12 protein-coding genes are annotated in these 15,886 nt (G+C 49.9%); 9 read left to right on the top strand and 3 right to left on the bottom strand.

Annotation, left to right across the window (positions count from 1 at the left end):
- Positions 1 to 315: 315 nt before the first annotated feature.
- The 8 genes from DESTI_RS11915 (at position 316) to DESTI_RS29965 (ending at position 10,912) form a co-directional block, all read left to right on the top strand.
- Positions 316 to 1,299 carry an AAA family ATPase gene (locus tag DESTI_RS11915; protein WP_014810211.1) on the top strand — a complete coding sequence of 328 codons (984 nt, stop codon included), beginning with the start codon at positions 316 to 318 and terminating at the stop codon, positions 1,297 to 1,299.
- Between the two features lie 566 nt (positions 1,300 to 1,865).
- A complete protein-coding gene (serA, locus tag DESTI_RS11905; RefSeq protein WP_014810209.1) occupies positions 1,866 to 3,446 on the top strand; it encodes a phosphoglycerate dehydrogenase in 1,581 nt (526 codons plus the stop codon).
- A gap of 21 nt (positions 3,447 to 3,467) precedes the next feature.
- The gene (locus DESTI_RS28810; RefSeq protein WP_014810208.1) at positions 3,468 to 4,112 is read left to right on the top strand and encodes a DUF3786 domain-containing protein; all 645 of its coding nucleotides are present in this window, start codon (positions 3,468 to 3,470) and stop codon (positions 4,110 to 4,112) included.
- Positions 4,113 to 4,184: 72 nt separating this feature from the next.
- Positions 4,185 to 4,952 carry an ATP-binding protein gene (locus DESTI_RS11895; protein WP_014810207.1) on the top strand — a complete coding sequence of 256 codons (768 nt, stop codon included), beginning with the start codon at positions 4,185 to 4,187 and terminating at the stop codon, positions 4,950 to 4,952.
- Between the two features lie 114 nt (positions 4,953 to 5,066).
- Positions 5,067 to 5,945, top strand: a complete 879-nt coding sequence (locus tag DESTI_RS11890) for a bifunctional 5,10-methylenetetrahydrofolate dehydrogenase/5,10-methenyltetrahydrofolate cyclohydrolase (RefSeq protein WP_014810206.1) — start codon at positions 5,067 to 5,069, stop codon at positions 5,943 to 5,945.
- A 585-nt stretch (positions 5,946 to 6,530) separates the two neighbouring features.
- Positions 6,531 to 9,089 (top strand): pyruvate formate lyase family protein, encoded by a 2,559-nt coding sequence (locus DESTI_RS28805; protein ID WP_014810205.1) that lies wholly within the window; start codon positions 6,531 to 6,533, stop codon positions 9,087 to 9,089.
- Between the two features lie 47 nt (positions 9,090 to 9,136).
- On the top strand, positions 9,137 to 9,583 hold the full coding sequence (locus tag DESTI_RS11880) for a hypothetical protein (RefSeq protein ID WP_014810204.1): 447 nt from the start codon (positions 9,137 to 9,139) through the stop codon (positions 9,581 to 9,583).
- A 402-nt stretch (positions 9,584 to 9,985) separates the two neighbouring features.
- Positions 9,986 to 10,912, top strand: coding sequence for a glycyl-radical enzyme activating protein (locus DESTI_RS29965; protein WP_014810203.1), 927 nt, complete (start codon positions 9,986 to 9,988; stop codon positions 10,910 to 10,912).
- 239 nt (positions 10,913 to 11,151) lie between these two features.
- On the opposite strand, the gene DESTI_RS11870 is transcribed toward DESTI_RS29965, so the two are convergent.
- The 3 genes from DESTI_RS11870 to DESTI_RS28790 all read right to left on the bottom strand — a co-directional run bounded on the left by DESTI_RS11870 (position 11,152) and on the right by DESTI_RS28790 (position 14,974).
- Positions 11,152 to 12,222, bottom strand: coding sequence for a type IV pilus twitching motility protein PilT (locus tag DESTI_RS11870; RefSeq protein ID WP_014810202.1), 1,071 nt, complete (start codon positions 12,220 to 12,222; stop codon positions 11,152 to 11,154).
- 9 nt (positions 12,223 to 12,231) lie between these two features.
- The gene (locus DESTI_RS11865) at positions 12,232 to 13,275 is read right to left on the bottom strand and encodes a type IV pilus twitching motility protein PilT (protein WP_014810201.1); all 1,044 of its coding nucleotides are present in this window, start codon (positions 13,273 to 13,275) and stop codon (positions 12,232 to 12,234) included.
- Between the two features lie 133 nt (positions 13,276 to 13,408).
- Positions 13,409 to 14,974, bottom strand: coding sequence for a response regulator (locus DESTI_RS28790; RefSeq protein WP_014810200.1), 1,566 nt, complete (start codon positions 14,972 to 14,974; stop codon positions 13,409 to 13,411).
- Positions 14,975 to 15,391: 417 nt separating this feature from the next.
- Here DESTI_RS28790 and DESTI_RS11855 point away from each other — a divergent pair, with 417 nt between their 5' ends.
- Entirely contained in the window at positions 15,392 to 15,757 is a 366-nt protein-coding gene (locus DESTI_RS11855; RefSeq protein ID WP_014810199.1) for a hypothetical protein, read from the top strand.
- The last annotated feature ends 129 nt before the right edge of the window (positions 15,758 to 15,886 follow it).

Below are 15,886 nucleotides of genomic sequence, written 5' to 3'. Positions count from 1 at the left end.
GTAGCCGGAATGTCAACAATTAGGTCGGCCATCCATCAACTCGGACACCAACATATGTTCATAGTACGTGGGGCTTTTTTACGTGTCAACGTGAGTTGCAGCCGAATCTCAGGTGTTCGAGTGGGAAGGACAAATGCACTCCAACAAAAGCTCTTGACTTATCCATTGAGTTAACATACAAGCGACTCCAAATCGCGATTACAGTTAAAATACTGGTTTATACGTATAATCAAGCAATTATATTAGCCCCGCGAGTTGAAGCGATCTATCATCGCTTCTCATTGGAGAAAAGCCCTCCAACATAGGGGAAATCTCTTGGAAACGAAACGTTACAGGCCCATCGAAGCTGCTCGAATTCTCGGCATTTCAAAAGAAACGCTGCTTTCGTACGAGCGCGAGGGAAGAATCCCTGAAACAGAGCGGGATGAAAATGGAAATCGGATTTATACGTTTCAAGATCTTGAGAACATCCGAGATCTATTCAATCTGAGGCCGGTGCTGTCAAGCCGCCCGATTTGTATTGCCGTCTTCAACATGAAAGGTGGGGTCGGAAAGAGCACGGTTTCTTCGAACCTCGCGTGGAAACTGGCCGAATCCGGGTATCGGACACTCGCTATGGATGCTGACCCTCAAGGTCATATGACGACTTCCCTCGGAGAAGAACCTTCAGCATTCAACCTCACGCTCATGCAAATGCTGGTTCCCGACGGCAAGAAGAGCATCGCCCGGTTGAGCGAGGTCGCCTGCAAACTCTCGCCGAATCTGCACCTTGTTCCTGCGAACTTGTCCATGTGCTCCATGAATCTCTACCTGTTCCAGCAACCCGAGAGAGAATATAGGCTTCGCCGCGCATTGGAGTCCGTCCGCGAATCGGCTGAATACGATGTAATGGTCATAGATTCCCCGCCATCGTACGATTTGACCAGCCTCAATATTCTTCTGGCCTGTGACATTCTCCTTGCTCCGGTGAAACTCGATGGCAATTCCTTTTACGGACTACAGTATCTCTTCGATTCAATTCGTGACATCTCAGGAACATACAGGCACATAATCCCAAAAATACTCATAATTCCAAATAACTATAATAGCAGCTACTCTGTGAGCCGACAGATTCTGGAGGGTTTGACGGAAAGCTATGGAGAGTATATAACTCGGACGGTCATTCGCCAGGACGTGAGTTTCGACAAGGCTAATGCCCTGCGGCAGCCGGTATTTCTCCTGTCTCCTTCCTGCAAAGGAAGCCGCGATCTCGAAAACTTGATGCACGAGCTCACAGAAATCATCAAAGGAAAGGAATGATCCGACTTGAAAGCCCCAGAAAAGAAGAAGCCGGATTACAAGAAATTCATAAAGAGACCCGCCCCGCTGTCATTCAGCCCTTCCGAAGGAAGCTATGCCAGTAGTAGCTCGGTTCGGAAAGTCACCGTTCTGAAAGAAGAAGATATTCCTTGGGCTGAGATAATTTTCGATTCTGTGGAAGCTCCCCTGATATCGAATGTGCGCAATACGGCGCCGATCCCTCGAATCTTGCATCAAGAGCCTCCTATTGCACTCATGGCAATTGCTTTGTTGGGTATGATCCTCCTACTTTGCTGGAATTCATGAATTGCGTCGGCCTTATAATCTGATTTTGCCGTCCGACAATGATGATAATTGCATCGATTCTTGACACTTTTTCGTGTTCCTGATAAAAGCTTCAGGATCTCGTGCGTAATTCATCTGTTCATTCGAATGCTGTTTCATAACCCTCACCATTGCTTGAAAAGACGAGTATGCCTGGGCCCTCGTGATGAGGGCATGTCGCGTTCCGGGCTCAAAGTGATAAATCTTGTGTCAAAAATCTCACAAAAAAGGAGGTATGGGCTGTGAAGGTCCTTGTTTCGGATAACCTATCCGAGTTGGGAGTGCAAATCTTTCGAGAGGCAGAGGGAATCGAAGTTGATGTCAAAGTCGGACTCAGCCCTGACGATCTAAAGCAGATCATCGGTCAATACCACGGTTTGGCAATCCGAGGTGCCACAAAGGTCACCGCAGACATAATTGCCGCAGCGGACAATCTGAAAGTGGTCGGACGTGCCGGTACCGGACTTGATAATGTCGATATCCCTGCAGCGTCAAAACGGGGTATTGTCGTTATGAACACCCCCGGAGGGAATACCGTTACAACAGCCGAGCACACGATCTCCATGATGATGGCCTTGGCACGGAACATTCCGCAGGCGACATCTTCCATGAAACAGGGAAAGTGGGAAAAGAAGAAATTTTCGGGGACAGAGCTGTTCAACAAAACCCTCGGCATAGTAGGACTCGGTAAGATTGGTTCCGTTGTAGCCGACCGCACCATGGGGCTTGGCATGAGAGTGGTGGCGTATGACCCGTTTCTCTCGGAAGAACAGGCCAAGCAAATGGGAATCCGACTCTGCACGCTACAGGAAGTCTTCAAGGAAGCCGATTTCCTCACTCTGCACGTGCCCCTCACTGATGAGACGAGAAACTTGATTTGTGAGAAGAACATTTCTATCATGAAAGATGGAGTTCGTATCGTCAATTGTTCACGAGGCCCGGTGATCAACGAAGACGACCTCGCAGCCGCAATTGAGTCAGGCAAAGTTGCCGGTGCAGCAGTGGACGTGTACGCTGTCGAGCCGCCGGGACTGACCCGTCTCGTCTCCAACGACAAAGTAATTTGCACGCCGCATCTGGGAGCATCCACGCAAGAAGCTCAGGACAACGTTGCCGTTGCCGTTGCAACTCAGATCCGTGACTATCTTCTCGATGGAACCATCCGCAATGCGGTTAATGCTCCGGCAGTCGCAGGAGAAGCTCTCGAGAACCTCAAGCCGTACCTGGATCTGGCAAGAAGATTGGGATCGTTCCTCGGCCAAACGATCCAAACAGGAATAAAGAGCGTGGAAGCCCAGTATTCAGGCGTTGTGACCGATATGGAGTTGAAGCCCATAACTACCTCCTTTCTCACGGGCCTTCTCACCCCAATCGTTGCGGATGAAGTCAATCAGGTAAACGCTCCCATGGTTGCCAAAGAGCGAGGAATCCTGATGTCCGAGACCAAGGTCAGCAGGGGAGAGGATTTCTTGTCTTTGCTTCGTTTCACCGTGGTTACCGAACGGAGAGAACACCTTGTGGAAGGGACGCTGTTTGGTAAATCCGAGCCTCGGATGGTTCGGTATGGACCTTTCCGCGGCGAATTCGATCTTTCCGGCAATCTGGTGCTGCTCCAGGGTTATGATAAACCCGGAGTCATCGGGAAAGTTGGCACGGCTCTGGGAGCGAAAGGAGTCAACATTTCCCATTTTCAATTTGCCCGAAAAATCCCGGGTGGAGAAGCGCTGCTCTTTCTGAATACGGATTCCCGGGTGGAAGACGCTGCGCTGGATGAGCTCCGGTCGCTCGACTACGTGGAATCTGCTCGACGGTTGACGATTTGATCTGACTTGTGGATCTGGACTATGCTCAATATCAAAGACTTGTCAAATCTGGAGCTTCCTAAGCAGGAGAATTATGAACAGGCCCTGAAGATCGGTCTGGAGATTTTCGATCGAAGAGATCCCGGACGAGTCGCGGAGAAAGCAGCCGCCCGATTTGTGGGACGATCCGTCATAATTCCCCATCTGGATAAAGAAATTATCCTGAATGCCGATACTCACCGTTTTTCCATAAAAGAGACTGATGAGGAAGCTCCCATTTGGCTCGCCATTTTGGCGATTCATTACCTCAATAATGCGGACGGCCGCCAGCCGACCGGAAAGCTCAAACATTTTCGAGAGTTCAAAGAAGGGCACTTCTACGAGCCTGCATTTAACCGCCAGACAAAAGACGTGCTGGTCAGTATTTTCGGTTCGGACCCCGCTGCTCTGGTAAACGCGGGGAAAAAATTGCATGGAAAAATCCTTGAAACCGGTGATGCTGCAGTTGAATTGTCCTATTTTCCCTGTATGCCGATTACGTGCATTTTGTGGAAAGAAGACGAGGAATTCCCGGCCGAGGCGACAGTACTCTTTGATGAGACTGCCGATATTTTCTTTAGTGCCGAAGATATGGCCGTCGCAGGTGAAATGTCGGTTCTCGATCTGGTAAGAGCGTCCCGTGGATAGCTTCCGCCTGAAGGTGCCGATGCACATTCTTTTTCTACATGACATTCTCGGCGGAGCAAAGCGAGGATTACAATGAAAATAGCAGTATCCGGTAAAGGTGGAGTAGGAAAGACAACCCTGAGCAGCCTACTGGCCAGGTACTGGGCTCGGAACGGGTACAGAGTTCTGGCAGTGGATGCGGACCCGGATGCAAACCTGGGATCTGCACTGGGAATCGAAACCGCAGGCATTGTGCCCGTGGCAAAAATGGAGGATCTTATTACCGAGCGAACAGGACTTCGTCCCGGCACGGTTGGTGGATTCTTCAAAATGAATCCCAAAGTCGACGATCTCCCGGAAGCTCTCGGTCGCGAAAAAGATGGAGTCCGCCTTCTCATCATGGGGACGGTGAAAAAAGGAGGCGGCGGGTGCATATGTCCTGAAAGCGTCTTGCTGAAAGCTCTGGTATCGCACCTCGTTCTGTATGAAAAAGATCTCGTGATCATGGATATGGAAGCGGGCATCGAGCACCTCGGGCGGGGTACGGCCCAGGGGGTCAATCGCCTGCTGATTGTTGTGGAACCGGGTCGGAGAAGCATTGAAACCGCTGCGAAGGTCCGAGAACTGACGAAAGATATCGGACTGCACAAAGTGGCAGCCGTAGGCAGTAAAGTGCGAAACTCCGAAGAAGAGGCATTTTTGCACAGGAGCCTTGATGGCATTCCGCTCATTGGGATTCTGCCGTTTTCGGAAGAAATAGCCAGGGCGGATCTGGAAAGTCGACCGCCTTCTTTGGACGACCCACAAATCCACAAAGCCATAGCAGAAATCGCCGCGGCTCTGGAATCCGAGGCGAGTTAGTTTGATTCTCCGCACTCAATCACCGGGTGCGATTGCAGTTTCGTAATCGGGCTTTCGTCTTGCGCGGGCGAAGTCTTCACTCAAAGTCAATTTTCTATCGATAAGGAGGTCTTTATGTCGGCTAAAGTTATAAGCGGAAACGAAGTATCCCAACAGCTCAAGGACGAAATGAAGGAAGAAGTCGTGCAGTTGAAGGCTCAGGGACTTGAACCCAGCCTCGCAGTTATCCTCGTGGGTGACGATCCTGCTTCCAAAGTGTACGTCTTGAACAAGAAGAAAGCCTGCGAGTACATCGGCATCAGATCCCTTGAAACCAAACTCCCCGCGGATACGACAACCGAGCAGCTCCTGGAAGTGATCGATGGATACAACAAAGATAAATCCGTTCACGGAATACTTTGCCAGCTTCCGCTTCCGAAACATATTCCCGAGACCAAGATTCTTCGATCCATTCTCCCGGAGAAGGATGTGGATTGCTTCCACCCCTTTAACGTGGGATTGATAAGCATCGGAGAAGTGCGCTTCCTCCCGTGCACCCCTGCGGGCGTTATCGAGCTTATCAAACGCGGCGGCTTCCAGACTGCGGGTCAGGACGTGATAATCCTGGGACGGAGCAACATCGTAGGTCGGCCTCTCTCGAACATGCTCGACCAGCGTGATATGAATGCCACGGTGACCATGTGCCACACGAAAACGAAGAACCTCAAACAAAGATGCCTGGAAGCCGACATTATCATCGCAGCAATCGGCGTGCCCGAATTCCTCAAAGGTGACATGGTGAAAGAAGGGGCGGTTGTTATCGATGTCGGCATCAATCGTGTGGATGCTCCCGGAACGGAAAAGGGCTGGAAGTTGGTTGGTGATGTCGAATACGACGCAGTAAAGGAAAAGGCTGCAGCCATCACCCCCGTACCCGGTGGTGTGGGCCCGATGACCATCGCCATGCTGATGAAGAATACCCTTACTGCCGCAAAAGAGACCATGAAGGCATAATTTTCTTTCGACGAGGGCCGTTCAAAGGCCCTCACAACTTCTTCCACTTAATCTAATTCCAAGGCATTGCTATTCTGTAGCAATTGCCAAAATTAGTGTCCGATTGAAAATAGGAATATTGGTGGGTGCCGTGCCTCCGTGCCGGCACATCTTCAATATGATTAATGATATCGATAGAATGGACCGGCAGGGGGAGCCTGTCTTAAAAGCCTTGGATGCACAACAGATCGTGCCACGATTCTCCATCCTTGTAGAGCAGACAAGGTGGCCAATGTAGGATGCGATGACCAGCGGGAATAGCATCCGTCGAGGTCTTTCGCGATCGATGCGATTCGCTTCGCTCACCACATCCTACGTGAGCTACAACCAGGCCGAGCGGATCATGAGAAAACCGTGCTACGATCAGTGATTCAATTCTAACTTTTGAGACAGTCTCGGGACGTCGGTCACCACTAGTATCTTGTATCGGAGCATGGGATAATCGTCAGAATTTTGGCCATCGCTATAACGTTGACGTGCAAGAGGTTATAATTGCGAGTCTCCGTTCATCAGTCAGCTTAATGCATACCACAAGAGGGGGCAAATATGGGAGTATCACCAAAGATTCTGGATCTCAAGAAATACGGTTTTCCTGAGGGCAGCCCGCTCATGCTCCTGAGGGAGGCTTATTTCAGAGCCATCCCCGAAGTCTGCATCGAACGACCTGATCTGGTAACCAGATTTCATATGGAAAGCAATCTCTTGAAACAGGAGAGAATTTCAATCCTGGATAAAGCAAGAGTCTACCGCAAAGTCCTGGAGAATCGAAAACCGGTTGTTTGGCACAATCAGGCGTACCAGAGGGGAACAGATCCTTATCCCGACCCGCGCCCGTTCTTCTTCGACGATTGGTCACCTTTCGCTGGTTCTACTACGAGCAAGTTCAAAGGAGTACTGTTGTACCCCGAACTGGTCGGTCTTATGTTATGGCCGGAACTGCATGGTCTGCCGAAACGAGCACACAATCCGTACCAGATAACCGCTCCGGACATTGAAAAGCTCAATTTAGAAATATTTCCACACTGGATGGATCGGAGCATACTGGAAATTGCTCGCGTCAGATCGTACGCACAGCATTCCGAGGCTTATCATCAATCATCTGAAGAGTTGAAGCTTATGCAGCTCCTGGTGCTTTTCCTGACCAGTAAACCGCTGTGCATATCCCATACGATTCCTGATTTTTCCCGGGCGATCAAGTACGGTCTCAGAGGAGTCATCAATGAGGCGGAACAGAAAATGGCTTCCGCCGATACCCCGGCGAAACGGGACTTTTACGCGGCTATAGTCGAAGTCCTCGAAGGCATTATCGCCTACTCCAGAAATCTTGCGAATACGGCGGAATTGCTGGCACCACTGCAAACAATTTCAGAGAAGAAACGTCGGCTTCTTGAGATCGCCGAAAGATACCGAAGAGTTCCCGAACATCCCGCTATCGGGTTCAAAGATGCCCTGACGACCATCTGGGTATGCTGGACCGCGTTGAATCTGGAGAATCCCAATGTCGGCTTCAGTCTGGGACGTCTGGATCAAGTCTTGTATCCCCTGTACCGTCAGGATGTGGACAGGGGGCGCTTGCATCCGGCTGATGCTTTGGAATTACTCTGCTTCTTCTGGCTGAAAATAGGTGACCACGTTCCCATGATGCCCGAGGCTGCAGAACAGCTTTTCGGCGGTACCGGAGCAAACCAGGCTATTACTATAGGGGGTATCGACAGCCAGGGGAACGATTCCGTAAACGATGTCACATACCTCATTCTAAGAGCCACGGAATTGATGAAGCTTCGCGATCCGAATCTGAACGCGAGATATTTTCCGGGGATAAATTCAGAAGACTATTTGCGTAGACTTTGTGAAGTGAATATCAACACCGGAGCGACTCCGGCCATTCACAACGATAAAGCCGTCATTCTCGCCCTTCAGGACAAGGGTGACAGCCTTGAGCACGCGAGAGATTATGGCATCGTCGGCTGCGTGGAACCCGTAAGCGCCGGCAGGACTTATGCTCATTGCGCGGCTGTGCTGGTGAACGTTGCCGCGGTCCTCGAGCTTGCGTTGTACAACGGTCGCATGAGACACACGGGATCTCGCCTGCTCACCATAGAAACCGATCCTCAAGGTGGTTTTCAAACGTTCGAACAATTCCGGGATGCGTACAGGGCACAACTGGAATGGGTTGCAGACAGGGCTGTGCGGCTCAACAATTTGTTGGGCGAGGTGCATCAGGATTTCTATCCGACTCCGATCCTGTCTTCTCTTTTCGAGGGACCGATGGATAAAGGACTGGACGTCATACAGGGAGGCGCCAGGATCAATTCTTCCGGAGTCTCTATAATCGCTTTGGCAGACACTGCGGATTCCTTGAATGTCATCGAAGAGCTTTGCTTTAATGCAACTCCGCACAGAAGGGTTCCCCTTTCCACAATGATGGAAGCGATTAGCGCTAATTTCGAGGGTTTCGAAGATCTCTATGCAGCGACCCAAAAAGTGCCGAAGTACGGTAACGACGATCCGGGTGCGAATGAAAATGCTCAGTGGCTTGTTACGACGTTGGATGAAGCATTCAGAGGGAAAGACAACTACAGGGGCGGCAAGTATCGGGTCGGATACTGGACAATGACCATACATGCAGGGTTGTCAGAAGTGACAGGCGCACTCCCGAACGGTCGGAAAGATGGTGAAAATTTTGCCAGCGGAATAACTCCCGTATCCGGAGTTGCGCCCCACTTAACCTCTGCATTGAATTCAGCAGCGATGCTGCCTTCCCGCGCATTATCGAGCGGTGTTGCATTGAACATCAAATTCGCCCCGGAACAGGATAAGGAGGCAATGCTCGACCATTTTGCCCCGTTGATCAAGGGGTATTTTGCCGGAGAGAAGCCGGATCCGGGTGGCATAGAAATCCAGTTCAACGTTATGGATCACGAGACCTTCCTTGATGCCATGGCGCATCCCGAGAATTATCCTTATTTGCTCGTACGGGTCTCCGGATATACCGCATACTTCCGCGACCTGAATCCTCAGATGCAGAAAGAAATTATGGAGCGTACCGAATACGACCTCTCCTCAGGAACATCGCATTCGTATCATATCGATACGGAAGCATGAGACGAGATGGCCTGAGAGAATACAATTCGACTGGAAGGAATTTCAGCATGAACCTGCTTGACGACATATTGGATAGGGTCTTTTCCGGGGCAACCGATGAATTCCTGGAACTCCTCCTCAAAATCATGGGATTTGGATTTACTATGTCTAACAGCCCGTTGAACCCCGTTCCGGCTTTGGATGGATATCAAAAGCATATCGAAACGTTTAACGGCAGGTACTTGTTTCAGGCGCAGGAAGGAGTTGCAACATCAGTCATTTTCCACAGAGGCCAAATGGATGTCCTTGACGATCCCATCAATGATTGGGATCTCAAAGTGACATTCAAAGATAATCAGGCATTGTGGAAATTTCTCCTGAGTGTGAAACACGATGCAATGGATGCCATATTCAAGAATGACGTGGAGACGGAAGGGAATCTGAACTATCTGTTCAAGTTCGGATTTATGGTTCGCGACCTATGCCAGAGGCTCGGTGTGAGCAGCTTGGCTTAGCGAAGACGATGGAGGGGCTGGTCTCGTGCCTGCCCTTCCCTATTGATCGGCACGTAGGTCGGACGCTTCGTGGCACCTACAAGAGAATCCGCATCGGCCGCGATCAGCAGGACAGAAGTTGCCATACCGGAATCTTTGCCTGTCCACTCAAATGAACAGGCTAATAATCCTTAGACTTTTTGGAATCCCTTCACAGATATTATGGGAATTGCAATAATTAATGCCCGATTAAAGATAAGAATGGTGGTGGGTGCCGGCCTCCGTGCCGGCACATCTTCCAAACGATGGATAATAGAATTGACCGGCAGAGACGCCGGTCCCTACCAATAGGTTGCATTTGAGTGTCAGATAAATGCCAGAATCTTTGACCATCGCTATAAGACTTTGGAGAGAGCAAACGATTTGATTTCCGTTCCCCTCATAACGGATATAAAACGATGCAGTCGCGAGGACGGGCCGGGCATAAGGACTGTAGTCTTCTTTAAAGGATGTCCGCTCAGGTGCGTTTTTTGCCACAACCCCGAGTGCTGGACTACAGGCCCCAGTATAGCCTTCCATGAAGAGGACTGTATTCAGTGTGGGCAATGTGGACGGGTTTGCCCGCAAGAGGCCATCGACTTCTCTGCTCCGTTCAGGATTCACCGTGAACGCTGTAATAATTGCGGTTTGTGCGCTGAAGTGTGCCCCGGCTTCGGTATCCGCAAGGTGGGCGATGCATATACGGTGGATGAGCTGCTGGAGATTCTTCTGCGTGACGAGAACTATTATGCAGCTTCCGGTGGAGGCGTTACCTTTTCCGGTGGTGAATGCACCATGCACATGGGATTTCTGACAAAGCTCGCACGTGCATTGAAAGATCAGGGCATTCATGTTGCAATACAAACCTCCGGTTTCTTTGATTATTCATCATTCGCAGACAGTCTTTTGCAGCATGTGGATCTCATGTATTTCGATGTGAAGTTTGGTGATTCAAGACTGCATCGGGAATACACGGGGAAGGGAAACGAGACGATTATCTCGAATCTGCGCCAACTTCTCCGGCACAGACGAGATGCAGTCATTCCGAGAATACCTTTGATCCCGGAGACTACGGCAACGACGGAGAATCTCAAGCGTATCGCCGAGCTTTTGCATCATATGAGAGCACCTCATGTGGTCCTCCTGCCGTACAATCCCACAGGTCTGGCCAAATTCCGGAGACTCGATCTTGAGCCCCCAACCTTACCGGAACATTTCATGACGAGAGATGAAGAGGTTAGAATCGTGGAGTTTTTCAGACAATGTCTCGGGCGGGAAGCCAAATTACACGGATCTGTCACGCAGGAGTAGCCACAGTCTTTGAAGAGTCAAAACCCATTTTATAGCATAATGACATAATTTCTGAGCTTTTGAACACATTGTGCTCTAAATGAACGGTAGGGGTCGGCTTCGCTGCCGGCCCCACCGGTTGATTTGTATTTGAAAAATGTGCCGGCACGGAGGCACGGCACCTACCAATTGCCGAGAAGTGCTTTTCGCAAATTGAACACTGTTTTATACACTTGCTATAGTCGGCAGCACGGCTCTTCTTATTCTACGAATCCGGCTGGACATTGGGCGGCAAAAATCGATTTATCGATTGCTTTCCAATAAGCCGCTTCGGGGGTAATGCGCTTCTGATCCACAAGCTGTTGCAGCGCCTGATCCATTGTCTGCATGCCTTCCAAGCTTCCTGTCTGGATGATCGAAGCTATTTGAGCAAGCTTTCCTTCCCGGATGAGATTTCCCACAGCGGAATTGCTGATCAGTATTTCTACAGCAGCACACCTTCCTTTGCCGTCTGCAGTCTTGAGAAGCTGTTGAGCAAGCACCGCCTTGAGGGAATCGCTCAACATGGTGCGAACCTGATTCTGCTGGCTTGCAGGGAAAGCATTTATAACCCGGTCGATGGTCTTTACGGCCGAGTTGGTGTGGACCGTGCCGAAGACCAGAATTCCCAATTCTGCGCTGCTGAGGGCAAGCGCAATGGTTTCCAGGTCCCGCATCTCACCTACAAGAATGATGTTCGGATCTTCCCTTGACGCTACTCGAAGAGCATCGGCAAAGCTTTTCGCGTGGGCACCTATCTCACGCTGGGTGATGAGGGACTTTTGGTTCTCGTGAACGAATTCAAGCGGATCTTCGATGGTAATGATGTGTTTTTCTTCGTTTCTGTTTATGTAGTCAATCATGGCAGCAAGCGTGGTGGACTTGCCAGATCCTGTCGGACCGGTCACCAGGACCAATCCCTTCTTGATTCCAAGAATATTGTGAACCCCAGCCGGCATGCCAAGTTCTTCAAGCGACTTGATCCTGGTGGGGATTTGGCGAAATACCGCGGATATACCCCTGCGTTGGTAGAAATAATTGCATCTGAAACGAGCCAAGCCGACGATTTCATGCGCAAGGTCAAGTTCAAGGGTTGTCTGCAGAACCTTCTGCTGCTGGCTGGTCATCATCTCAAAAAAGAGGGCCTCATTCAGTTTGTGCGAGAGCGGCTTGTGTTTGGTAGGAACTAAATCCCCTTTGAGTCGCAACAGAGGAGGCATTCCAGGGACCATGTGCAGGTCCGAGGCCCCGGATTGAATCATCTCAGTGAGTAGACTGTCTATTTTGGGCAAAATGCGCCTCTACATAAAACGTTTTTTGGTCTCGGCGTACTCTAGAGCCACCTGTGGTGAAATCTTCTTTGCCTGAAGCAGTTGCATGATTGCGTCGTCCATCGATTGCATGCCCTGAGATCGGCCGGTTTGCATAATGGATGGCAGTTGATACGTCTTTTCGGATCGTATGAGATTCGCCAACGGAACAGTCCCTATCATGATTTCCGCTGCGAGCACCTGCCCGTTCCGGTCGATATTGGGAAGCAGCTTCTGAGTGATGACTGCTCGAAGGCTTTCCGAAAGCATAGCGCGTATTTGATTCTGTTCGTCAGGGGGGAAGGAATCTATCAATCTGTCCACGGTCTTGGGGCCACTCGAAGTGGATAGGGTTCCTATAACCAAGTGACCTGTTTCAGCAGCGGTAATCGCGAGCCTGATGGACTCCAGATCCCTCAATTCTCCCACCATGATCACATCCGGGTCTTCCCTCAAAGCGGCACGTAAAGCGTTCTCGAAGGATTTCGTGTGCAACCCCAGTTGACGCTGATTCACTAATCCTTTTTTTATGGGATGGATAAATTCTATAGGATCTTCTATCGTGAGAATGTGCACAGGCCGTGAGGAATTTATGAGATCTATCATTGCAGCCAAAGTGGTGGATTTCCCCTGCCCTGTTGCTCCTGTAACCACAAGCAAACCTTGATGATAGTCACAAAACTTGGCCACCACCGGAGGCAGCCCTAATTCGGAAAGAGATGGAATTTTTGAAGGAATTATGCGAAAGGTCGCGTTCAGACCTTTGCGCTGCAGGATAACATTTCCTCTAAACCGTCCGATGCCCTTTAGATCGTAGGCAAAGTCAATCTGAAGCTGCTTTTCCAGCATGTTCTGCTGCGCAGGCGTGAGAACCTCGTAGATGATCTTCCGAGCCGCTTCTGAAGTAAGATTTGGAGACTTCAGTTTCCTTAACTGTCCGAACTGTCTCACAAGATATGGACTGCCGGTTGCCACGTGCACATCGGAAGCTTTGGCTTGAACCGCTGTCTGAAGTATAGAATCTAATTGAGCCAATGTTTTTCCTCCGAAGGATCCACAAAAAACAGCTTTGTGAGCTGCCAATCCGCCGGCCGGTTGCCGCTCTGCACCCAGACGCGAGATTGATCGATGATTGAGAGGACACTGGGGGACGGAAGGCTAGTCGAAATCAGCCGGCAAGTTCGAGCGCAGAGTCTTGGCCGGAGACCTTATCCCTGATGCGCTGAAATTCGTCCTCGATTTCAAGAAACACTTCAACCAGTTCGGGATCGAACTGCGTACCCTTTCCCTGAACTATTACCGTGCGTGCTTCTTCATGGGTGTAGGACCGCTTGTACCGTCGTTCAGTGATCAGTGCATCGTATACGTCGATGACCGCTACAATACGAGCAGCCAGAGGGATTTCCTCCCCCTTCAGACCGAACGGGTACCCGCTGCCGTCCCATCGCTCATGATGATAATAGGCGACGTCTTTTGCGAGAGACAGATAGCCGTCAGGTTCGTCTGCTTCCGCGGCAGCTTCTTCGAGAGCTTTTCCGCCATACATCGCATGTTGTTTCATGAGTTCGTATTCATCAATGCCGAATTTTTTCGGATTGAACAAGATTGCATCCGGAATGGCCACTTTTCCGATATCGTGAAGCACTGAACACTGCACGAGGTCTTCGATAAATTCGGGGGTCAATACTTCTTTATAGCGTTCACGTTTGCTCAGTCTCCGGCAGAGAGCGTCACAATACGCCTGTATTCTCTTGAGGTGAAAACCGGTTTCTCCATCGCGTGATTCTGCAAGTTTGGCCAATGAAAAAATGGATGCGCCCTGTATTTTCTTTATCCGCTGAAATGATTTGAGCAGTTCCTCGTGGAGTCTAACCTGTTCGGTGACGTCCTGTCCCAGGCCGAGGATTCCTCGCAGATCTCCGTTTGAATCGACTACCGGCGTGACTGTCAAAGAAATCGTCAGTGTGCGGCCGTCTTTTGCAATATGTCTGACATTCGCATGAGCGGTGCCTTGAACGTTTTGCATGATGTTGTTCAGGCGTGCAATAGTCTCAGGATCGACTGTCTCATCCGGATAAAGTTTAGTTATGGAATTTCCGATCATTTCTTCTTCGGTATAGCCGAAGATTCGTTCCGCTCCGCGATTCCAGAAAAGGACTTGCTCATCGAACCCTGTCAGAACAATCGATACGCCTGTTGAACTATCAAGGATGCTCTTGAGGAAATCGTTGGTCCTGGCAAGCTCTTGAGTCCGAGCTTTGACTTCTTCTTCCAGAAGTCTTTTATAATTCCGCTCAAATCGCTTAAGCCGACAGTGGTCGATTCCTCGCCGTACCGTATTTAAGAGGATGTCCGTATTGACCGGTTTGAGAAGGAAATCATGAGCACCCCTTCGGAGTGCACGGAGCGCATTGTCAAGGTCGCCGTGTCCGGTAAGAAGCACTACAGAAACCGTGTTGTCGATCTCTCTGACCTTTGCCAAGACCTCAAGGCCGTCCATATGAGGCATCTGAATGTCGGTAATGACAAGGTCCGGCCGGGTATGCCCGAAAACGTTTATCCCTTCACGTCCCTCATTGGCCGTGAATACAGTATACCCGCTCATCTCCAGAAGATCTTTCAGTATGCCTACAGTCACCCCGTCATCATCTATGGCAAGAATAGATCCCGTGGAAAGAAGGCTCTCATCCGCTGAATCGGTCCCCAAAGATTCTTGTACGGAAGTTGATTTCAAATGAGGAGATACTCCCTCTCAAAATGAATTACATTCAAGGATCATGAAAAGCTGCAATCCGTATGAGTTCCCCGACCTAGGCACAGGTCTGAACTTCTTTCGTAAAACGATGCATTCCAGGGAATGCATCCGCGCCAGTCTGAATCTTAAGCAATGGCATAGTAAGTGTCAATCTCATATGTTAGAATGCCTCTTCAATTCGGAATCGATTCTATTCAGAATGGTCTGAAAAATTTTCCCCCTCGAAGGCGCGAAAGTCAACCAAAATTTTGGTCGCATCGGGCATAGACAGAGCTGCAAGAGCCCACAAGAGCTGTGTATTCAGCAATCTTGACTCTGTATCTCACGATACCGAATAGAGCCCGATCGTTTCCACGGATTATTCCCTTTGGGGCGGCACGACATAAGGAGGATCCAATGGAGGCTCACAAACTGACATTTCGTTCCATTTCAGAAGCAGTAAAAGAACTGGATCGCGTGGGATCGAGTAACAGCCGGGTAATGGCAGAACGTGCCATACACCTGAATGTGCTGCTCAAAGAGGTTCCTGGCAAAGAAGCATGGGTCTTGAAAACGACATACAACGACATCGGAGCCGAAGCGGCAATAAGTCATGCAGCGTACCGGCAGGAAGAAGGGGTCATTACGGACGTAGTGGTTATGGGCACCGTGTACCAGCATCGTGAAGTGAAACGTATACTCACCGGGAATACCGGCGTTCGCTATCTGGTGGAAGCAATAGAGACCGTAATAGATCAGGCTTCCGAATCTCGTGACGACTAATTGAATTTTTTGGAGTTCCTGTTGCCGAGTTGTTGAAAAATCGTCTCAATATTTCATCTGATACAGATTCGCTTTTCTTTTCATTATCTGAGAGACTGGAGGTATCCTTCGCTATCTTATGTGCATAAT

It is taken from the genome of Desulfomonile tiedjei DSM 6799 (assembly GCF_000266945.1).
Lineage (GTDB): Bacteria > Desulfobacterota > Desulfomonilia > Desulfomonilales > Desulfomonilaceae > Desulfomonile > Desulfomonile tiedjei.
Note: the sequence above shows the minus strand (reverse complement) of the source record. Positions and strands in the feature narration are given on the sequence as shown.